Source organism: Pseudomonas sihuiensis (assembly GCF_900106015.1).
GTDB classification, from domain to species: domain Bacteria; phylum Pseudomonadota; class Gammaproteobacteria; order Pseudomonadales; family Pseudomonadaceae; genus Aquipseudomonas; species Aquipseudomonas sihuiensis.
On the sequence record NZ_LT629797.1, the window covers coordinates 4,136,401 to 4,156,668 of the forward strand.

Sequence of the window (20,268 nt, forward strand, 5' to 3'; positions counted from 1 at the left end):
GCCGCGATGCTGAACCTCGCCGAATACCGCCAGCGCCCGGCCTTACTTGCCGACTGGCTGCCCTGGGCCGGGCTGGTCGCGCCGGGCGTCGTCTTGAACAAGGACGGCAGTTTCCAGCGCACGGCCCGGTTTCGCGGGCCTGACCTCGACAGCGCGACGCAAGGCGAGCTGATCGCCACATCGGCGCGGTTGAACAACGCGCTGCGCCGTATGGGATCGGGCTGGGCGCTGTTCATTGAAGCCGAGCGCCGTCCCGCTGCCGACCATCCGCACTCGGAGTTTCCTGAGCCGCTGTCGTGGCTGGTGGACGAGGAACGCCGCGCCACCTTCGAGGACTCTGGCAATCACTTCGAGAGTGGCTATCACCTGACGCTGGTGTACCTGCCGCCCGAGGAATCGCGCGCCCGCGCGGCGGGGATGCTGTACGAGAACCGGCCCACCGATGGCGTGGACTGGCGCGAGCGCCTGACGGCCTTCGTGGCGGAAACAGATCGCGTGTTCGACCTGCTCGATGGCGTGATGCCGGAAATCGCCTGGCTCGATGACAGCCAGACGCTGAGCTACCTGCACGCCACCATCTCGACGCGGCGCTACCGCGTCGGCGTGCCCGAAGTGCCGTTCCACATCGACGCGCTGCTGACCGACTCCGCGCTGGTCGGTGGCCTGGCACCCATGCTGGGCGACCAGCACCTGCGCGTGGTGTCGGTGCGGGGCTTTCCGACCTCGACCTGGCCGGGGATTCTGGACGACCTCAACCGCCTCGGTTTTGCCTACCGCTGGAGTACGCGCTTCCTCTGCCTGGACAAAGCCGAGGCGGAAAAAGAACTTTCCCGTCTGCGCCGCCAGTGGTTCGCCAAGCGCAAGAACGTCATCGCGCTGCTGCGCGAAACGATCTTCCAGCAGGAAAGCCCGCTGGTCGATACCGACGCCAACAACAAGGCCGCCGACGCGGACGCCGCCCTGCAGGAGCTGGGAAGCGATCAAGTCGCCTTCGGCTATCTGACGGCGACCGTCACCGTCATGGACGAGGACGCCGCCGTCGCAGACGAGAAGCTGCGCATGGTGGAGCGCGTCATCCAGGGGCGGGGCTTCGTGACTATCCCCGAAACGCTCAACGCCGTGGATGCGTGGCTGTCGTCCATTCCGGGCAACGCCTACGCCAACGTGCGCCAGCCCATCGTCTCGACACTGAACCTGGCTCACATGATGCCGGTGTCGGCGGTATGGGCCGGGCCGGAGAAGAACGACCACCTCGACGGCCCGCCGCTGATCGTCACGCGCACCGATGGCGCCACGCCGTTCCGGCTGGTGACGCACATCGGCGACGTGGGCCACACGCTGGTCGCGGGGCCGACTGGCATGGGCAAGTCGGTTCTGCTCGCCACGCTGGCAATGCAGTTCCGCCGCTATCGCGGCTCGCGCATCTTCGCGTTCGACATGGGCCGCTCCATGCGGGCCGCGATCCTCGGCCTGGACGGCGAGCACTACGACCTGGGCACGGATGGCGAAATCGCCTTCCAGCCACTCGCGCGCATCGACCGTGAGGGCTACCGCACCTGGGCCGCCGAATGGATCGAAGGCCGCTTGCTGCACGAAGGCGTGGCGGTTGGCCCCGACGAGAAAGCGGCCATCTGGTCGGCGCTCGGCAGCCTCGCCGGTGCGCCGGTGGAGCAGCGCACGATGACGGGGCTTTCCGTGCTGCTGCAATCGAACGCGCTGCGCCAAGCGCTCGCGCCCTATGTGCTGGGCGGCGCGCACGGCAAGCTGCTGGACGCCGATCACGACCGGCTCGGCATGGCCGACGTGCAGTGCTTCGAGATGGAGGAGCTGATGCACAGCAAGGCCGCCGTCATGGCCGTGCTGCATTACCTCTTTGCGCGTTTCGATGAACGCTTCGACGGCGCGCCCACGCTGCTGATCCTCGATGAAGCGTGGCTATTCCTCGATGACCCGGTGTTTGCCGAGCGTATCCGCCAGTGGCTCAAGACGCTGCGCAAGAAGAACGTCAGCGTCATCTTCGCCACGCAGAGCCTCGCCGACATCAAGGATTCGAGCATCGCGCCCGCGATCATCGAGAGCTGCGCGAGTCGGATTTTCCTGCCCAACCCGCAGGCCACCGAGCCGCAGATTCGCACGATCTACGAGGGCTTCGGCCTCAACAGGCGGCAGATCGAAATCGTCGCCACCGCGCAGCCCAAGCGCGACTACTACTACCAATCCCGTCTCGGCAACCGCCTGTTCGACCTCGACCTGGGGCCGGCGGCGCTGGCCTTCGCGGGCGCGTCCACGCCGCAAGACCAGCGCGACATAGACCGCCTGCTGCTGGACGCCGGCGCACCCGGCTTCGCGGGCGCTTGGCTGCGCCATCGCGGCCTCGATTGGGCGGCCGACCTGCTGCCCTCGTTCCCCGGCCTGGCGCCGGGTTCCCTCCGTACCACCGACCACCCACAGGAGAGCCTGTCATGAAGAAGCGCCTTATCGCCGCCGCCGTCGCGGCCATGCTTTGCACCGCCACCGCTCATGCGCAATGGGTCGTGGTCGATCCCACGAACCTCGTGCAGAACACGCTGACCGCGATCCGCACGCTGGAGCAGATCAACAACCAGATCCAGCAGCTCCAGAACGAAGCACAGATGTTGATGAACCAGGCGCGCAACCTCGCCAGCCTGCCGTCCAGCGTGGTCGGCCAGTTGCGCGCCAATCTGGCAACGACCGAGCGGCTGATCGCCCAGGCCCGAGGCTTGGCCTATGACGTGACGAATCTGGATCGGGAGTTCGCACGCCTGTATCCCGAGCAGTACGCCGCCACCGTCAGCGGCGACCAGATGTACCGCGACGCACAGGAGCGTTGGCGGAACACGCTCAACGGCTTGCAGACCACGATGCAGATGCAAGCTCAGGTGTCGCAGAACCTGGGTGAAGACGAGAGCGTGCTGGCCGATCTCGTTGGCAAGAGCCAGTCGGCCGAAGGTGCGTTGCAGGCGATGCAGGCCATGAATCAGTTGCTGGCCTTGCAGGCCAAGCAGTCGATCCAGTCGCAGCGGCTCCAGATCACGCAAGACCGGGCGGCGTCGCTGGAGCTGGCGCGGCAGGCGGCGGCCACGGAGCGCGCCCGCGAAGTGCGGCGGCGCTTCCTGGGCGAAGGGACGCCGTACACGCCGCAGTCCGTGAACTTCTACGGCAACTGACGGGAGGCCGCCATGCGATGCGTCCTCGCCCCGTCTGTTGTGGTGCTTGTCGTGCTGCTGGCCGCTTGCGGCAAGCAGCCGGCCGACAACCTTGCCGATGCCCTGGCCGTCGATCCCGTGCGGCTCAAGGCATTGCGCGCGCAATGCGCGGCCGACCGGCAGGCCACGGGCGAGGACGCTTGCCGTGCCGCCGCCGAAGCCTTCCGGCGGCGCTTCTTCTCCGGCAAGGCCGGGCCGGATGAATACCAGACGCTGGCCGACCTGCCGCCGATCCCGCCGAGCTTCGATGAACCGGCCGATGGCATGGCGCCGGCCGTTCCCGCCGAGCCGGAGAACACGCCATGAATGACGTGACCATCATCGACCAGTTCCTCAACACCTTTGCCGCGTATATCGACTCGGGTTTCGGGCTGCTGCGGGGCGAAGTGGCGTTCCTCACGGCCACGCTGATCGTCATCGACATGACGATCGCCGGCCTGTATTGGGCCATGAGCCATGCCACCGGTCAGGGCGAGGACGTGATCGCCAAGCTTCTGCGCAAGGTGCTGTACGTCGGCGCCTTCGCCTACATCATCAATAACTTCAACTGGCTGGCCAGCATCGTATTCCGCTCGTTTGCGGGATTAGGCATAACCGCCACCGGCTCGGCCATCACGATGGAAAACTTCTTGCAGCCGGGCCGGCTGGCGAAAACCGGCATCGACGCCGGGGCGCCGATTCTGGAGCAGATCGGTGAGATGGCGGGCTTTCCCGAAGTATTCGTAAACCTCGACCCCATCGTGGTGATGTTCCTCGCGTGGCTGGTCGTGGTCTTGTGCTTTTTCGTGCTGGCGATCCAACTGTTCATCACGCTGATCGAGTTCAAGCTGACCACGCTCGCCGGATTCGTGCTGGTGCCATTCGCGCTCTGGAACAAGACCGCGTTCCTCGCGGAAAAGGTCTTGGGCAACGTGGTGGCCTCCGGCGTCAAGGTTCTGGTGCTGGCCGTGATCGTCGGTATCGGCTCGGGCTTGTTCGCTCAGTTCCAAGTCCATCCCGCCGAGCCGTCTATCGACCACGCGCTGGTCATCATGCTGGCCTCGCTCACCTTGCTGGCGCTCGGGATCTTCGGCCCCGGCATCGCCACGGGCCTCGTGTCCGGTGCGCCGCAGCTCGGCGCTGGCGCAATGGCCGGTGCTGCTGTCGGCGCTGCCGGCACGGCCGTCGCCATCGGCGCCGCCGCGACGGGCGTAGGTGGCGCAGTCATGGCCGGGGCGCGCATGGCGCCTGCCGCCGCCAAGCTTGCCGGCAGCGGCGCGCGCGCCGCCACGTCGGCGGCCAGCAGTGCGAAGTCGGCGTTCCAGGCCGGTTCCGCCGCCGCTGGCGGCGGCGCAAAGGGCGCGATGGCGGGCCTAGGCAACGTCGCCAAGACCGGCGCGCAGTCCGCCGGACGCGCCGCAGCATCCCGTGCTTCCGCTGCCGGGCAGCGGATGGCCGCTCCGTTCCGTGCTGGCTGGAATGGCTCGACGGCCGACGCTGGCGCGTCAACCGGTCAAGCCTCCGCAGGAGAAGCCCCCGCAGGCGGCGCCGCTGCACAGAAGCCGGAACAACCCGCCTGGGCCAAGCGGCTGCATCGCCGCCAGCAACTCACCCACGCCGCGACCACCGCCGCGCACACGCTGCGCGGCGGCGACGGTGGCGGCTCGGGGCAAGGCCCGAGCCTGCGCGGCTCCGACGACTAAAGCGATTCACAAGGAGAACTGACCATGCGATTCAGAAAACCGCAGGTGCGCTATGCCGGCACGCCGCAGCCTGCCACGCCGTACCAAGCTGCCGGCCAGGTGTGGGACGACCGTATCGGCTCGCCGCGCGTGCAGGCGAAGAACTGGCGCCTGATGGCCTTCGGCTGCCTGACGCTCGCGCTGCTGATGGCCGGCGGCTTGGTGTGGCGCTCGGCGCAGTCCATCGTGACGCCCTACGTCGTGGAAGTGGACAACGCGGGCCAGGTACGCGCGGTCGGCGAAGCCGCCACGCCGTACCGGCCCAACGATGCGCAGACGGCGCATCACATCGCGCGTTTCGTGACGCTGGTGCGCTCGCTGTCCATCGACCCCATCGTCGTCCGCCAGAACTGGCTCGACGCCTACGACTACACGACCGACAAGGGCGCGGCCGTGCTCAACGACTACGCACGGGTCAACGACCCGTTCGCGCGCATCGGCAAGGAGTCGGTGACGGTGCAGATCACCAGCGTCGTGCGCGCCAGCGACACGTCTTTCAACGTGCGCTGGACGGAACGCCGATACGTCAACGGTGCCGCGGCGGGCTTGGAGCGGTGGACGGCCGTGGTGTCCATCGTGCTCCAGCCGCCACGCACCGAAGAACGCCTGCGCAAGAACCCCCTGGGCATCTACGTCAACGGCCTGTCGTGGAGCCGTGAACTGGATTCTTCCGAAGGAGCCAAGCCATGAATGATCTTTTCCGTAAATCCGCCTTGCCGTTGATCCTGCTTTCCCTCGCGGGCTGCGCCACGCAGGGCAAACCGCCGCCGACCATCTCGCTCGATGAGCCAGTGCAGGCCCAGCCGCTGCCGGAGCCGCCCGCGCCGGTGGAAGTGGTCAAGGTGCCCGAGCCGCTGGCGCTGCCGGCGCAGTTGAAGCCATTGCCCGAGGCAGAGGACGCCAAGGCCGCGCCGGAACCGGCCGACGAGAAGGTGCGCGTCTCGCGGGCCAATACGGAGGCGCGCGTCGCGCCCACGCGCGAGGGCTACGTCAATGCGATTCAGGTCTGGCCCTTCACTGACGGTGCGCTGTATCAGGTCTATGCGGCCGTGGGCCGCGTGACCGTGATCGCGCTCCAGCCGGGCGAGGAACTGGTGACGGTGGCCGCCGGCGATACCGTGCGCTGGATCGTGGGTGATACGTCCAGCGGTAGCGGCGCCGACCTGCGCGTGAACGTGCTGGTCAAGCCAATCCGTTCGGCCCTAAAGACCAATCTCGTCATCACCACCAGCCGCAGGACGTACCTTCTGGAGCTGGCTTCTACGGAAAAGACGTGGATGGCGTCGGTGTCCTGGGAGTACCCGCGCGACCGGATGCTGGCTTTGCAGCGCCAAGCGCAGGCGGCCAGCGCCGCCGCGCCGGTGGACTCCGGCTTGTCGCTGGAAAACCTGCGCTTCCGCTACGCGGTCAGCGGTAGCAACCCGCCGTGGAAGCCGCTGCGCGCGTTCGACGACGGGCAGAAGGTCTATATCCAGTTCCCCGCCGGCATCGCGCAAGGCGAGCTGCCGCCGCTGTTCGTGATCGGGCCGGAAGGCGACGGGCAACTGGTCAACTATCGCTTCCGCTCGCCGTACTACATCGTGGATCGGCTGTTCGGCGCCGCCGAACTCCGCCTGGGCGGAGACAAGAGCGACGTGGTGCGAATTGAACGCACGGACGGCGTTGCGCGGAGGAACTGACCATGAGCCAGGACGACACCCCCGACCTCGCCACGCCGCAGGCGGGCAAGGTTGCGCCGGAGGCGGTGGCGCTGCGCGCCCAGCCACGCCCGGTCACGCGCCTGAATCGGCGCACGCTGGCCATCCTCGCCGGCGGCCTGTCGGTCGCCGTGCTTGGGGCCACCATCTGGTCGCTGCAACCGCAGCGGCGCGGAGCCAACGAGCAGACCGAGCTTTACAACGTCGATCGCGTCTCGAAGTCCGAAGGGCTGGATGCGCTGCCGACGGACTACTCGAAGCTGCCGCCAGCCTTGCCGCCCGATGTGCCCGAACTGGGGCCGCCGTTGCCCGGCGACCTTGGTCCGGCCATCGTCGCTTCGCAGCAGCCGGTGACGCCGGGCTATTCGCCGCCAGGCCATGATCCCGAAGATGCCTTGCGCAAGGAGGCGGACGCGGCGGCGGCCTCGTCGGTGTTCTTCCGCTCGGGCGGCCAGGGTCAGGGCCAGGCCGCCGCCACGGTCGCGCAAGCTGCGCCGGGTGCGCCTGGTGTTGCAAACACACTCGCGGCCTTCGATCCTCTCGCTGCCGGGCCTGCCTCGACAGCGGCCCAGCCCGCCGACCCGACCGCCGTGCAGAACCGGCAAGACCAGAAAGAGGCATTCCTGAAAGCCGGTTCTACGGAAACCCGCAATTCCGGCCATCTGGCGCTGCCCGCATCGCCCTATCAGGTGATGGCCGGAACGGTGATCGCGGGTGCGCTGGTGACGGGCATCCAGTCGGATTTGCCGGGCGACGTGATCGCCACGGTGACGGAGCCGGTCTATGACACGGCCACGGGCAAGTTTCTGCTGATCCCGCAGGGCTCGCGCATCCTTGGCAAATACAACAGCCAGGTCAGCTACGGACAAAGCCGCGTGCAGGTGGTGTGGAATCGCGTCATTCTGCCCGACACATCCTCGCTGACGCTGGACAACCTTGTCGGCACCGATCCGGCCGGCTACTCCGGCCTGGAAGACGACGTGGACTGGCATTGGAATCGCATCGTTGCCGGCGCGGTGCTGACGACGTTGCTGGGCGTAGGTGCCGAGCTGGCCGCGCCGGAGAACCGCCAGGATGGCAACCGCATCGTCATCGCCGGGCGCGATGGCGCACAGGACAGCATCAATCAGGTCGGCCAGGAAATCACCCGGCGCAACATGAATATCCAGCCGACGCTGACCGAGCGGCCGGGCCTGCCCGTGCGAATCATCGTCAACCGGGATCTGGTGCTGCGGCCGTACCAGCCGCTGTTCTTCAATCGGGGAGCTTCGCAATGAGCACGACCAAGAAGCTGCGGCTCGGGCCGCTGCCCAAGACCGAAAGCGTCAAACTGACCTTTGCCTGCCCAGCCAGCTTGAAAGCCGACCTCGACCGCTACGCCGCGCTGCACGCGCAGACCTACGGCGAGGCGGTTGATGCCATGACGCTGATCCCGCACATGCTGGAGGCGTTCATGGCGGGGGATCGGGGATTCAGGAAGGACACGGCGACCCGGAGCGCGCCATCGAAGCCGACATGATGGCGTCGCATACCAACGGCATCCATCGAACGCGCAGCCCCAGGCTGCGCGTTCTTCATTCTGGATGCCGCTATGTCTCTTGGGCTATGATGACGCGACAGGCCCGCCGTTCCTCGGCAATCCAGCACGACACAGTGCGATGCGGCTTTCTCCCCCGACGCTCTTATGTGGCTCCTAGCCGACGAAGCCGTGGTTCTGCAAAGCGGGCCCGAAAAGAGCTAACGTACTGTCCCATATACGGTTTCAAGCCCTGCGTGATTTGCGCAAAAGACTTGACACCGGCACTTTTTTGTTGCCTGCAGGAAAGTCAGGCGACGCTGAACGCTGGTAGCCAGGTATGACTCAGGTCTGCCAGAAGAAAGCTGTTGGCCTTCCGGGGATCTCCAGTAAATCCGAGCCCCTCCCTCAGTCCGCTGTGGCCAGGACCTGTGTGTTACGCCCGGCATGCTTGGCTCGATAGAGCGCGGCGTCGGCCTTCAGCAGCATGCCAGTGATGTCCTCGGCGACGGGGCTGGTGCTGCCGTAAACACCGGCGCTGAAGCTCAAGGCGATGGTCTTGTCGTCGACCTGCGCCGGGTGCTGAGTCAGGGATTGGCGGAGCTGATCGACCAACTCCAGCGCGCCGCTGGCGTCGGTGCCGGGCAGAATCAGCAGGAATTCCTCACCACCATAACGACCGATGCTGTCGTTGCGCCGCAGCCGCTGCTGAAGATGGTCCGCGCAGTGCCTGAGCACGTCATCGCCGACCAGGTGGCCGTGGCTGTCGTTGATCTGCTTGAAGTGATCCAGATCGAGCATGGCGATGGACAGCGGCGTGTGTTGGCGGCGGGCACGCTCCAGCTCGTCGGTGAGTTGTTCGAGTATCGCCAGGCGATTGGGCAGCCTGGTGAGCGTGTCGCGCAGGGCGGTCTGGCGCAGCTCCGATTCGATGCGCTCGCGCGACAGCAGCACCAGGCCGAAGGAGAACATGATGATGGTGGCGGCACCGAGGGCGACCGATACCGTCTGCTTCAGGTTGCTGACGTCGTAGTGCATCTCTGCCGGCGCACCGCTGAGGATGACCACCACACGAATGCCCAGGCCGAACAGGCTGATGCCAGCACCGATCATCAGGATTCGGTGGGCACGCCCGCCGGACACGGCATGGGTGCGGCTCAGGCGCAGGATGACCAGGCATTGCGTGAACAGCAGCAGGCAGGCTACCAGTTGGCGGGGTTCCTGGGTATCGATCAGCAGGCTTAGCAACGCGCCCAGCAGCAGCGGGAAGGCGAAGGCCAGTCGCCCGGGCGGGCGTCGGCCGTGGATCAGCGGCAGGCTGACCGTGTAGAACGCCAGCGCGGTGGACAGCAAGGTGTTGGCCAGCACGTAGCTGATCCACATCGATACCTGACCGAACAGGGTGAAGCCAATGTAGGCCAGCGCATGGGAGACCATGCCCAGTCCAGTGGTGAGCATGCCGTCGCGATGACGCAACTGGCCGACCAGGATCAGGCAACTGCCCATGATCACGGCGACCAGCGCGACGGCTCCGAACAGTGTCTGGGTGTGGGCGATCATGTCGGCCTTCTTGTTCTCTGGAGTTGCTTAACTCTAGTGCAATCCTCTGCCCCAGTACTTGCGCCAGATCAGGCCCACCAGTAGCGCACCATATGGAAGAAAACCGGCGCGGCGAAGCACACCGAGTCCAGGCGATCCAGCATACCGCCGTGGCCTTCGATCATGTGGCCCCAGTCCTTCACCCCGCGGTCGCGTTTGATCGCCGACATCACCAGGCCGCCGGCGAAGCCGAGGATGCACACCAGCAGCGCGAACAGTGCGGCCTGCCAGAACGCGAACGGCGTGATCCAGCACAGCATGGCGCCAATCAGCGTGGCCAGCGCTACGCCGCCGACAAAGCCTTCCACGGTTTTCGAGGGTGACAGGTTGGGCGCGATCTTGTGTTTGCCGGCCAGCTTGCCGCAGACGTACTGCAGCACGTCGGAGAGCTGCACGACGATGATCAGCCAGGCGATCAGCAGCAGGTTGCGCCCCTCATAGCCGGGAATATCCAAAGTCAGCAGAGCAGGTACAGAGGAAATGCAGTAAACGGCGATCATCAAGCCCCACTGCACCTTGGCCGCACGCTCGAGGTAGCGGGTGGTGTCGCCGCCCAGCGAAGCCAGGATCGGCAACAGCAGGAACAGATAGACCGGGATGAAGATGGCGAACAGGCCGTACCAGCCGAAAGCGATCAGCAGGTACTGCATCGGCAGGGCGAAGTAGAAGGCCGCCACTAGCGCCGGGTAATCGCTGCGCCGGGTCGGCGTCAGGGTCATGAACTCGCGCAGGGCATAGAAGGAGACGAAGTAGAACAGCAGGATCACGCCATTGTTGCCGAACAGGAAGGCGATGCCGATCACCAGCACCATCACCCACCAGGCATTGATCCGCGCGTTGAGGTTGTCGATCACCGGGTTGGGCTGATCGCCACTGCGCCGCTTGAGGACGAAGCCGACCAGGCTGGCCAGCAACAACAGGGCACCGATACCGGCGAACAGCAGCAAAGTGTTGTTATCCATCTCAGGCCTCCTCGGGTGCCAGTGCCAGCAGGGCGTTACGCGCGCGTTCCAGGAAGGCGTCTTTGCCCTCCCCCTCGATGGGCTCCAGCGCCGCACCGAAGCTCAGGGTGCACAGCAGCGGCAGCGGCAGCGCCCTGCCCTTGGGCATCACCCGGTTGAGGTTGGCGATCCACACCGGCACCAGCTCCACGTCCGGGCGCGCCTGAGCCAGGTGATAAAGGCCGCTTTTGAAGGACAGCAAGGGCTCGTCGCCGAGATTGCGCGTGCCCTCGGGGAAGATGATCAGCGAGTCGCCGCCGTCCAGCGCGTCGAGCATCGCCTGCAGCGGGTTGGCGCCTTCCTTGCGCTCGCGGTCGACCAGCACGCCGTTGAATACCTTGTTGATCAGGAAGCTGCGCACGCCCGGTTTCTGCCAGTAGTCGGCGCCGGCCACCGGCCGGGTGCGCTTGCGCAGCTCCGGCGGCAGCGAGGCCCAGAGCAGGACGAAGTCGCCGTGGCTGCTGTGGTTGGCGTAGTACAGGCGCTGGGTCGCCTGCGCGGTACTGCCGAGCCAAAGGGCTCGTGCGCCGGTCAGCAGGCGAGCTGCCGAGGTGATGGCGAAAGCGGTCAATGCGGCGAGCATGGCGACTCCTTAAGCGAGAACGATGAAGAACCCGAGTACGACGATGACGATCTGTAGCAACAGGCATAGGGCCTGTTTGCGCAGCAGGCCGAGTGCGCCCTGAGATCGAAGGCTCCAGCTGCGGCCAGCCTGTTGCGCATTTTGCAGGCCAAGATTCTGTAGGGCCTGATCCAGCGCATGAGTCTGGCTGTCGAGCTGTTCTCCGGCTTCAGCCAGGCGTTGGAACAGCTCGGCGTCTAGCGCCACGCGCAACGCCCAGTATTTTTCGGCCAGGCCGGCGATCAGCAGCACGGCGCAGAGCAGCGCCAGGATCAGGCTGGGCGGTGCACCCAGCCAAGGTGCCAGGCCGAAGAGCACGGCGACCAGGCTTAGCGCGCTGGAGCAATGATCGAGGCTGCGGCCACGTCGTAACAGTGCCGCGACCAGCAGCAGATCAGCCTGCATGAGCGACCTCCAACCCCGGTTGTGCATCGACCATGGATTGCAGCGCGGCCAGATGCTGCGGGCCGAGCACGACCTGTGGCCGCGCCTGGCGGATCAGCGCCACGGCCGCATCCACGCCCTGGCAGCGGCCGCTATGCAGCAGCCAGGCCGCCACGGCGGTGGCACTGCGCGAGTAGCCCAGTGCACAGCACACCAGCACTGGGCCCTTGTGGCGCAGGTTTTCTATGGCCTCGGCGGCGCGTTGGCAGGTCAGCGCATCCGGCGCCACCAGATCCAGTGACGGTAGGCTGCAGTAGTTCTGTGGCGTGTGCTGCAGCGGCAGCTCGGCGCAGAGGTCGACCAGGGCGGCATAACCACCGAGATCGCCCATGGCGGGCAGGCGGCCGAGGTCGATGCCCTCCACGATCTGGCTGGGCGCTGGCTTGCGAAACGTCCACAACCGCGAATTGATCCAGGCACCGAGCAGATAGGGGGCGAGCAACGTCGTGGCGGCTGGGCTGAGGCGCCCATTGGCCTGCTTCTGGAAACCGCCAGCACCGAACAGCTGGTAGTTGAGCGCAACCAGCGCCAGTGAAGCCGCCGGCCAGAACAGCCACAGCCAGGCACCGCCCAGCTTGACGGCCAGCACGGCGCATAGCGTTGCGCCAAGCCCGTAGCGCAGTGCCAGGCGCCAACGGCGCGGATCGCTGGCCAGGCGTATCTGCTTCAGCGGCGTATCGCCCTGCAGCGGCAGCAGCCATAGACAGAAGAAGCCGGCCAGCGCCCCGGTGGGCAGATCGATGAAGTGGTGCTGCCAGGTGGTCAGCACGGAGATGCCGATCAGCGCCATCCAGCCGTGCAGCAGGCCACGCCAGAACAGCCCGCGGATGTGATTGGCGAACATCGCCCAGATGATCACCAGCAGGGTGATATGCAGCGAAGGCGCCTGGTTGAAGGGTTTGTCGAAGCCCATCAGCACGTCGAACATCAGGCCGAAGGTGCCGTCTAGGGGCGGCCGCTCGAAGGTGAAGCGCAGCGGCCAGAGCAGGAAGCAGGCCACGCAGATCACCTGTGCGGCGAGCAGGCGCAGGGCATGGCGATCCATCTCGCGACGGCAAGCCGGCAACAGGAAGGACAGTCCGTAGAGCAGGTCGATAGACCAGTACGGCACGATGGTCCATGGCCAGAGCGGGATCTGCGGCTCCCAGGCGAAGACCAGGCTGCCGACATCATCGCGTTGCCCGGTGAACCAGTTGGCGAAGCCGTAGCTGGCGAAGAACAGCGGGCCGAGCAATAGCAGCCAGAGTACGCCGCGCTTCCACAATCCCTGTTCGCGTGTGTTGTCCATCACTTCACCCGCTGCGCCAGGGACACGCTGAAGATGCCCCACTGGTCGATGCGCTGTGCCACCTTGCGGAAACCGGCTGCTTCCACCAACTGGTCCATCTCCGCCTGGCTACGCCGGCGCATGACCCAGGCCTGGCCATCGCGGTGGCTGGTCAGGGCGCGGGCGATCAGTTCCAGCTGCGGGTGCCAGGGCTGGCCGGTGTAGACCAGGTAGCCGCCCTCCTCGACTGCGGCTGCCAATCCGGCCAGCGAGTCGCCGACCATCTGGTTGCTGCCGAACAGCTCGTACAGGCCGGAGACCACTGCCAGGGTCGGCTTCGGCTCTAGCGCGGCCAGGTCTTCACGGTCGAAGGCATCGCCTTTGACGAAGCGGGCTATGTCGCCCAGGCCCTTTTGTTGGATCAGTGCATTGCCGTCACGCACGTTGATGTCGCTGTAGTCGCGCAGCAGGATCGCGTCGGGGCGCTGCTCCTGGCCTTCCAGCGATTCGAGGATGTAGCGGCCTTGGCCTGCAGCGATATCGACGATGCGCACTGCCTTGCCCGCCTCGCGCAACCTGGCCATGGCCAGGCGCAGCAGCTCTTCGGCGTGCAGCTTGCGCTGGCGGATACCACGCCAGCCGATGGAGTCCAGGTAGTTCTGGTCGATCAACCGGCCCAGCGCGCCCTTGCCGGTCGGTTGGTTGCGGTAGACGTAATCGAGCGTGCTGCCGGAATCGAAGCCGGTGTCGAAGCCCAGCTTCACTCCTTCGGATAGCGTGCTACCCAGGCGCATGCCGGCACGGGTGGCGCGCCAGTAAAGGTCGCGCAGCGAATTTTTCGGCAGCGGTGCGGCCAGCTCTTCGGCCTCGGCGCAGGTGGCGCCCAGGCGGTCGGCATCGAGCAGCGAGGGACGCGCCACTGGCTCCTCGAAGTTGCGCAGTATAAAGCGCCGCGCGCGGCTCAGGGCATGGGCGCGGTCGCGCTCGCCGAGGGTGTCATGGAAGAAACCCGGTAGCAGGTGCTTTTCCTTGCGCAGGCTGCCGAGGCGCTCGAAGAAGTCCTCCTGCGGTTTGCGATGAACGACGAAGTCGGCGCCGGAGATCAGCAGTTGGGTCGGCACCTGGATCGCCTGGGCGTCGGCGACGATGCGATCGGCGGCCTCGTACAGGCCGAGCAGCATGGTCACCGAGATCGGTCGGGCGATCAGCGAGTCATTCTCGAAGGAGGCAATGCGCTCGGGATCGTGGCTAAGGAACCGCGCCTTCACATAGCTGTTGACGAAGAAGTTGCCGCGCCAGGCGTGCAGCAGCTTCAAACCGGGCCGGGCGAAGGGCACGTAGAGCTTGACCTTGAACGCCGGCGAGGCGAGCACCAGGCAGCGCACCTTGGGTGCGTAGTCGTGGGCCCAGGTGGAAACGATCACCGCGCCGACGCTTTGCGCCACGACGGCCAGGTCCTGTTCGGCAATGGCGTGCTGGCTGCCGATATGCTCGACGAAGGTCTGCACGTCACGCACGTTGGTGGCGAAGCTTGGGCTGTCGCCGCGTGCGCCGGGCGACAGGCCATGGCCACGGGCATCCCAGGCGAAGAAATCGCAGTGCGGCAGCTCCAGTTCGTCCACCAGGTAGGCCATTCGCCCGCCATGTTCGTGGCCACGGTGAAACAGCACTACGGCCTGACGTGGGCCATCGGCAGGCGTCGTCGCCGGCCAGTGGCGATAGTTCAGCTCGACGCCGTCATGCGTGGTGAAGGTGTGAAGCTGTACGGGGCGCATGGAATCTCCTTATTCCGTAGGACGGGTCAGACCGCTTCGGCCAAACCCCGGCGAACGCGGTTGTAGAGGGTGTAGAGCAGCAGGGCGAGAATCAGGCCCAGCAGCAGGTTGATCCACAAGGCCGGCAGCAGGCCCGTGGCGACGCCTGCGCCGAGCACGCCGAAGCAAAAGGCGCGGTCGCTCTTGCCCATCGGCCCGTCGTAGCGCCGTGAGGCGCCGACCATGGGGCCGAGCACGCCGGCGTATTCGCTGATCACCGCCAGCAACACCACGAGGATCACCAGTAGCGGCGAGACGCCGGCCAGCAGCGCGAAAGGCAGATACAAGGCGCTGTCGGCGATCACGTCGCAGAGTTCATTGAGGTAGGCGCCGAGCTTCGATTGCTGGCCGAACTCGCGGGCGAGCATGCCGTCAACGGCGTTCAGCGCCATGCGCAGCAGCATCCACAGGGGAATCAGGGCGAATAGCCAGGTGATATGACTGCAGGCTGCGAGCAGGGCGCCCAGCAGCACGGAGACCAAGGCTGCAGCCAGAGTGACCTGGTTGGCGGTGACGCCGCGTGCGTAAAGGCGTTCGACGCCGGGACGCAGCAGGTTCTGGAAGGCCGGTTTGAGCTGGTAGATCGACGGCATGGCAGCGAATTCCTTTTCGTGTCCCATCTTCGGCCATTGCCGCGGGCGAGACTTGTGAACCCATCGAGGTAGAAGCGGCTTTATCGACGGTCATGCGTAAGGCGGGTGCAACCCGCCAGAGCGCTGATGGCGGGTTGCACCCGCCCTACTGAGGCGACAACTTATACCCTGTTAGGCGATTTTCCTAGCGCTGGTGATTCGCCAGGAAAATCAGTTCGATGCAGGCAATGATGGCGCTTTGCTTGCATTTGATGCACAGCTTATCCACAGATCAGGCGGTTTCGCCCAGACGGCTCAACTGCGGCTCTTCGCCACGCAGTTCGGTCTGTTGCTGGCGTACCCACTGAAAAGCACGTTCGTTGAGCTCGCCGATGGCACGCGGCCCTTCGCCTTCTGCGTACATCGGCTGGCCGATGATCACCTGGATAGTGCCCGGGCGCTTGCCCCAGCCAGCCTTGGGCCAGAACTCACCGGCGTTGTGTGCGATGGGCAGTACCGGCAGGCCGGCATTCACCGCCAGTGCGGTGCCGCCGCGGGAGAACTTGCCGATCTGGCCTGGCGGAATCCGCGTGCCTTCGGGGAACACCAGCACCCAGGCGCCCTGCTTGAGGCGTTCGTCGCCCTGCTTGGCCAGTTGCTTGAGCGCCGCCTTGGGGTTGCTGCGGTCGATGGCGATGGGCTTGAGCAGCGCCATGCCCCAGCCGAAGAACGGCACGCGCAGCAGTTCGCGCTTGACCACCTGCGACAGTGGCTCGAAGAAGCCGGAGAGGAAGAAGGTCTCCCAGGTACTCTGGTGGTTGGCGAGGATCACGCAGGGGCGCTCGGGGATGTTCTCCAGGCCGCGCACTTCATAGCGAATCCCGACGATCACCTTGGCCAGCCACACGGCGCAGTTGCACCAGGCCTGAACGACGAAGCGGTAGCGTTGGCGGAACGGCAGCAGCGGTGCGACCACCAGGCTGATCAGGCACCAGAAGAACGAGCTGGACGACAGCAGCAGGTAGAAAAGCGTGACTCTGAATGCCTGCACTAGCGCCATGAACCTTCACACCTTATGAGAGCAATTGATCGGCGACAGCCGCCAGATCATCGAATACCAGGGTTCCTGGCGGCAGTGGCTTGGCCAGGGTGCGTTCGCCCTTGCCGGTTTTCACCAGCACAGGCTGACAATCGACGGCCAGCGCGGCCTGCAGGTCACCGCTGGTATCGCCGACGAACCAGATTCCTGCCAGATCCGTGGCGTAGTGCGCGGCGATCTGCCGGAGCATGCCAGGTTTCGGTTTGCGGCAGTCGCAGCCATCGTCCGGCCCGTGCGGGCAATGGACGATCAGGCCGACCTCACCGCCCTGCTCCGCCACCAGCTGGCGCAGACGCGCGTGCATCGACTCCAGGGTCGCCAGGTCGTAATAGCCACGGGCAATGCCGGACTGGTTGGTAGCCACGGCCACCGTCCAACCGGCTTGCGACAGGCGCGCGATGGCGGCGATCGACGAAGGGATCGGGATCCACTCGTCGAGCGTCTTGATATAGGCGTCGGAGTCTTGGTTGATGACACCGTCGCGGTCGAGGATCAGCAGTTTCATGCAGCCACGCCAGAAGCAGAGATGGAAACGACCGCTGGCCGCGAAAACCTTCGCGGCCAGCGCCTGGCGTCAGCCCAGTACCGAGATGTCCGCCACGCCGAGGAACAGCCCGCGCAGGCGGGCCAGCAGGGCGTAACGGTTGGCGCGCACGCGCGCGTCTTCGGCGTTGACCAGCACCGCCTCGAAGAAGGCGTCCACCGGCTCGCGCAGACCAGCCAGTTTGGCCAGGGCCTCGTTGTACTGGCGGGCGGCGGCCAGGGGCTGTACGGCCTGGTCGGCCTGCTGGATGGCGGCGTGCAGGGCGAACTCGCTGGGGTTGTCGAAGTAGTGCGCTTCGACCTGGGCGGCAACGCCACCTTCGGCCTTGCTCAGCAGGTTCGACACGCGCTTGTTGGCGGCGGCCAGGGCAGCGGCCTGCGGCAGCTTGCGGAAGGCCTGCACGGCCTGCACGCGCTGGTCGAAGTCCAGCGGCGAGGTCGGACCCACCGCACGCACCGCCTGGTACACGGCGACTTCGATGCCTTCGTCTTCGTAGCGCGCACGCAGGCGGTCGAAGATGAACTCCAGCACCTGAGCAGCCAGACCGTCGGTCTTGATCTTGCCGGCGTACTGGGCCACGGCGAAGTCGACCGTAGTGGCCAGGTCCAGATCCAGGCCCTTCTCGATCAGGATGCGTAGCACGCCGAGGGCGGCGCGACGCAGGGCGTACGGGTCCTTCGAGCCGGTCGGCAGCATGCCGATGCCGAAGATGCCGACCAGGGTGTCGAGCTTGTCGGCCACGGCCACGGCAGCGCCAGTCAGGGTGCTCGGCAGTTCGGCGCCGGCACCGCGCGGCATGTACTGCTCGTTCAGGGCCAGGGCGACGTCCTGCGGCTCACCGTCGTTGAGCGCGTAGTAGTAACCGGCGATGCCCTGCATCTCGGGGAATTCGCCGACCATCTCGGTGGCCAGGTCGCATTTAGACAGCAGGCCGGCACGGGCGGCGCGCTGGGCGTCGCCACCGACTTCGCGGGCGATAAAACCGGCGAGCGCCGATACCCGCTGGGCCTTTTCAAATACCGAACCGAGCTGGGCCTGGAACACCACGTTGGCCAGGCGCTGGTTGAAGCCTTCGAGCTTCTGCTTCTTGTCCTGCTTGAAGAAGAACTCGGCGTCGGTCAGGCGCGGGCGCACCACCTTCTCGTTACCCGAGACGATCTGCGCCGGGTCCTTGGACTCGACGTTGGCCACGGTGATGAAGCGCGGCAGCAGCTTGCCGTTCGCATCGAGCAGGCAGAAGTACTTCTGGTTGTCCTGCATGGTGCTGATCAGCGCCTCCTGCGGCACCTCGAGGAAGCGTTCCTCGAACGAGCAGACCAGCGGCACCGGCCATTCCACCAGGGCGGTGACTTCGTCCAGCAGCGCCGGCGGCACGATGGCCGTGCCCTGCTCGGCCGCAGCCAGTTCGTCGACGCGGCGGCTGATGAGCTCGCGGCGTTCGGCGAAGTCGGCCAGCACGTAGGCGCTGCGCAGGTCTTCGGCGTAGTTGGCCGGACTACTGATGCGCACGTCACGGTTGGCGTGGAAGCGGTGGCCACGGGACACGCGACCAGCCTTCTGCGCGAGGATCTCGCAGTCGACCACGGCGTCGCCGAACAGCATCACCAGCCATTGGGTCGGGCGCACGAATTCGTCGCGGCGGGCGGCCCAGCGCATGCGTTTCGGGATCGGCAGGTCGTTCAGCGAGTCCTGCACGATGGTCGGCAGCAGGTTGACTGCTGGCTGACCAGGGATGTGCTGGGCGAAGCGCAGTTTCGCCCCGCTGCGGTCGATCTCGGCGATATCCACGCCGCACTTGCGGGCGAAGCCCAGGGCGGCCTGGGTCGGGTTGCCGTCGGCGTCGAAGGCGGCCTGGATGGGCGGACCGTCGAGGTTCATGCTGCGGTCGGCCTGCTGCTCTTCGAGCTGCTCGACCAGCACTGCCAGGCGACGGGGCGCGGCGTACACGCGGCTGGCGGCATAGCCCAGGCCGGCGGCCTTGAGGCCTTTCTCGATACCGGCGAGGAAGGCCTCACCGAGGCTTTTCAGGGCTTTCGGTGGCAGCTCTTCGGTGCCCAGTTCGACCAGGAAATCTTGTGCACTCATGCTTGCGCCTCCAGCTTGGCCAGTACTTCGTCACGCAGTTCGGGGGTGGCCATGGGGAAGCCGAGCTTGGCGCGCGCCTGCAGGTAGCTCTGCGCTACCGCACGGGCCAGGGTGCGCACGCGCAGGATGTACTGCTGGCGCGCGGTCACTGAAATAGCGCGGCGGGCGTCGAGCAGGTTGAAGGTGTGCGAGGCCTTGAGCACCATCTCGTAGGTCGGCAGCGGCAGCTCCAGCTCGATCAGGCGATTGGCTTCGCTCTCGTAGAAATCGAACAGCTCGAACAGCTTCTCGACATTGGCGTGCTCGAAGTTGTAGGTGGACTGCTCCACTTCGTTCTGGTGGAACACGTCGCCATAGGTCACGGTGCCGAACGGGCCGTCGGTCCAAATCAGGTCGTAGACCGAGTCGACGCCCTGCAGGTACATGGCCAGGCGCTCCAGGCCGTAGGTGATCTCGCCGGTCACCGGGTAGCACTCGATGCCACCGACCTGCTGGAAGTAGGTGAACTGGGTGACTTCCATGCCGTTGAGCCAGATTTCCCAGCCCAGGCCCCAGGCGCCGAGGGTCGGCGATTCCCAGTTGTCTTCGACGAAGCGGATGTCGTGCACTTCCGGGTCGAGGCCGATGGCCTTCAGCGAACCCAGGTACAGCTCTTGGAAGTTCTCCGGGTTGGGCTTCAAGACCACCTGGAACTGGTAGTAGTGCTGCAGGCGGTTGGGGTTTTCGCCATAGCGGCCATCGGTGGGGCGACGCGAAGGCTGCACGTAGGCGGCGTTCCAGGTCTCCGGGCCGACGGCGCGCAGGAATGTGGCGGTGTGGAAGGTGCCGGCGCCCACTTCCATGTCGTAGGGTTGCAGCACCACGCAGCCCTGCTCGGCCCAGTAGTTCTGCAGGGCCAGGATCAGGTCCTGGAAGGTGCGCACGGCAGGCTTGGTCTGGCTCACGAAAAAATCACCTGTGGAGGCTTGCGAGGGAAAGCCGGGGAGTATATCGAAACTCGGCGCAGGCCGCAGGGTACGGCACATCGGCATCATTCAAGTCACATTAGACTGTATTTATA

19 protein-coding genes are annotated in these 20,268 nt (G+C 65.9%); 8 read left to right on the forward strand and 11 right to left on the reverse strand.

What is annotated here, in order from left to right:
• The first annotated feature begins 6 nt into the window (after positions 1–6).
• From trbE to BLT86_RS19510, 8 genes are read left to right on the forward strand one after another with little or no spacing between them, the layout of a single operon-like run.
• A complete protein-coding gene (gene trbE, locus BLT86_RS19475) occupies positions 7–2,466 on the forward strand; it encodes a conjugal transfer protein TrbE (RefSeq protein ID WP_003103990.1) in 2,460 nt (819 codons plus the stop codon).
• Complete coding sequence (gene trbJ, locus BLT86_RS19480) at positions 2,463–3,188, forward strand: P-type conjugative transfer protein TrbJ (protein WP_003103988.1); 726 nt, start codon at positions 2,463–2,465, stop codon at positions 3,186–3,188. The genes trbE and trbJ overlap by 4 nt, the downstream gene beginning before the upstream one ends.
• A gap of 12 nt (positions 3,189–3,200) precedes the next feature.
• Entirely contained in the window at positions 3,201–3,533 is a 333-nt protein-coding gene (locus BLT86_RS19485) for a hypothetical protein (RefSeq protein WP_010791835.1), read from the forward strand.
• Positions 3,530–4,909 (forward strand): P-type conjugative transfer protein TrbL, encoded by a 1,380-nt coding sequence (trbL, locus tag BLT86_RS19490; protein WP_003158124.1) that lies wholly within the window; start codon positions 3,530–3,532, stop codon positions 4,907–4,909. Before BLT86_RS19485 ends, trbL begins: the two co-directional genes overlap by 4 nt.
• A gap of 24 nt (positions 4,910–4,933) precedes the next feature.
• Entirely contained in the window at positions 4,934–5,638 is a 705-nt protein-coding gene (gene trbF, locus BLT86_RS19495; protein WP_003097768.1) for a conjugal transfer protein TrbF, read from the forward strand.
• The gene (trbG, locus tag BLT86_RS19500; RefSeq protein WP_003097771.1) at positions 5,635–6,627 is read left to right on the forward strand and encodes a P-type conjugative transfer protein TrbG; all 993 of its coding nucleotides are present in this window, start codon (positions 5,635–5,637) and stop codon (positions 6,625–6,627) included. Before trbF ends, trbG begins: the two co-directional genes overlap by 4 nt.
• Positions 6,628–6,629: 2 nt before the next feature.
• The gene (locus tag BLT86_RS19505) at positions 6,630–7,922 is read left to right on the forward strand and encodes a TrbI/VirB10 family protein (protein WP_003097773.1); all 1,293 of its coding nucleotides are present in this window, start codon (positions 6,630–6,632) and stop codon (positions 7,920–7,922) included.
• On the forward strand, positions 7,919–8,164 hold the full coding sequence (locus BLT86_RS19510) for a DUF2274 domain-containing protein (RefSeq protein WP_003097776.1): 246 nt from the start codon (positions 7,919–7,921) through the stop codon (positions 8,162–8,164). The genes BLT86_RS19505 and BLT86_RS19510 overlap by 4 nt, the downstream gene beginning before the upstream one ends.
• A 405-nt stretch (positions 8,165–8,569) precedes the next feature.
• Here BLT86_RS19510 and BLT86_RS19515 read toward each other — a convergent pair whose 3' ends face one another.
• From BLT86_RS19515 to glyQ, 11 genes are all read right to left on the reverse strand, one after another.
• The gene (locus BLT86_RS19515; RefSeq protein WP_092379040.1) at positions 8,570–9,721 is read right to left on the reverse strand and encodes a GGDEF domain-containing protein; all 1,152 of its coding nucleotides are present in this window, start codon (positions 9,719–9,721) and stop codon (positions 8,570–8,572) included.
• 68 nt (positions 9,722–9,789) lie between these two features.
• Positions 9,790–10,722, reverse strand: a complete 933-nt coding sequence (locus BLT86_RS19520) for a phosphatidate cytidylyltransferase (RefSeq protein ID WP_017676280.1) — start codon at positions 10,720–10,722, stop codon at positions 9,790–9,792.
• A gap of 1 nt (position 10,723) precedes the next feature.
• Positions 10,724–11,344, reverse strand: coding sequence for a lysophospholipid acyltransferase family protein (locus BLT86_RS19525; RefSeq protein ID WP_017676281.1), 621 nt, complete (start codon positions 11,342–11,344; stop codon positions 10,724–10,726).
• A gap of 9 nt (positions 11,345–11,353) precedes the next feature.
• A complete protein-coding gene (locus BLT86_RS19530; protein ID WP_017676282.1) occupies positions 11,354–11,788 on the reverse strand; it encodes a hypothetical protein in 435 nt (144 codons plus the stop codon).
• The gene (locus tag BLT86_RS19535) at positions 11,778–13,115 is read right to left on the reverse strand and encodes a phosphatase PAP2/dual specificity phosphatase family protein (RefSeq protein WP_197676074.1); all 1,338 of its coding nucleotides are present in this window, start codon (positions 13,113–13,115) and stop codon (positions 11,778–11,780) included. The genes BLT86_RS19530 and BLT86_RS19535 overlap by 11 nt, the downstream gene beginning before the upstream one ends.
• Positions 13,115–14,869, reverse strand: coding sequence for a bifunctional alpha/beta hydrolase/class I SAM-dependent methyltransferase (locus BLT86_RS19540; protein ID WP_092379043.1), 1,755 nt, complete (start codon positions 14,867–14,869; stop codon positions 13,115–13,117). Before BLT86_RS19540 ends, BLT86_RS19535 begins: the two co-directional genes overlap by 1 nt.
• 26 nt (positions 14,870–14,895) lie before the next feature.
• Positions 14,896–15,501: a CDP-alcohol phosphatidyltransferase family protein gene (locus tag BLT86_RS19545; RefSeq protein ID WP_092379046.1), complete on the reverse strand. Its 606-nt coding sequence runs from the start codon at positions 15,499–15,501 to the stop codon at positions 14,896–14,898.
• 271 nt (positions 15,502–15,772) lie between these two features.
• Positions 15,773–16,540, reverse strand: a complete 768-nt coding sequence (locus tag BLT86_RS19550; protein ID WP_092379049.1) for a lysophospholipid acyltransferase family protein — start codon at positions 16,538–16,540, stop codon at positions 15,773–15,775.
• Positions 16,541–16,553: 13 nt separating this feature from the next.
• Positions 16,554–17,084, reverse strand: coding sequence for a D-glycero-beta-D-manno-heptose 1,7-bisphosphate 7-phosphatase (gene gmhB / locus BLT86_RS19555; RefSeq protein WP_092379052.1), 531 nt, complete (start codon positions 17,082–17,084; stop codon positions 16,554–16,556).
• A 69-nt stretch (positions 17,085–17,153) separates the two neighbouring features.
• Positions 17,154–19,208, reverse strand: coding sequence for a glycine--tRNA ligase subunit beta (gene glyS / locus BLT86_RS19560; protein WP_092379055.1), 2,055 nt, complete (start codon positions 19,206–19,208; stop codon positions 17,154–17,156).
• Positions 19,205–20,152 (reverse strand): glycine--tRNA ligase subunit alpha, encoded by a 948-nt coding sequence (glyQ, locus tag BLT86_RS19565; RefSeq protein WP_017676289.1) that lies wholly within the window; start codon positions 20,150–20,152, stop codon positions 19,205–19,207. Before glyQ ends, glyS begins: the two co-directional genes overlap by 4 nt.
• Positions 20,153–20,268 lie beyond the last annotated feature (116 nt).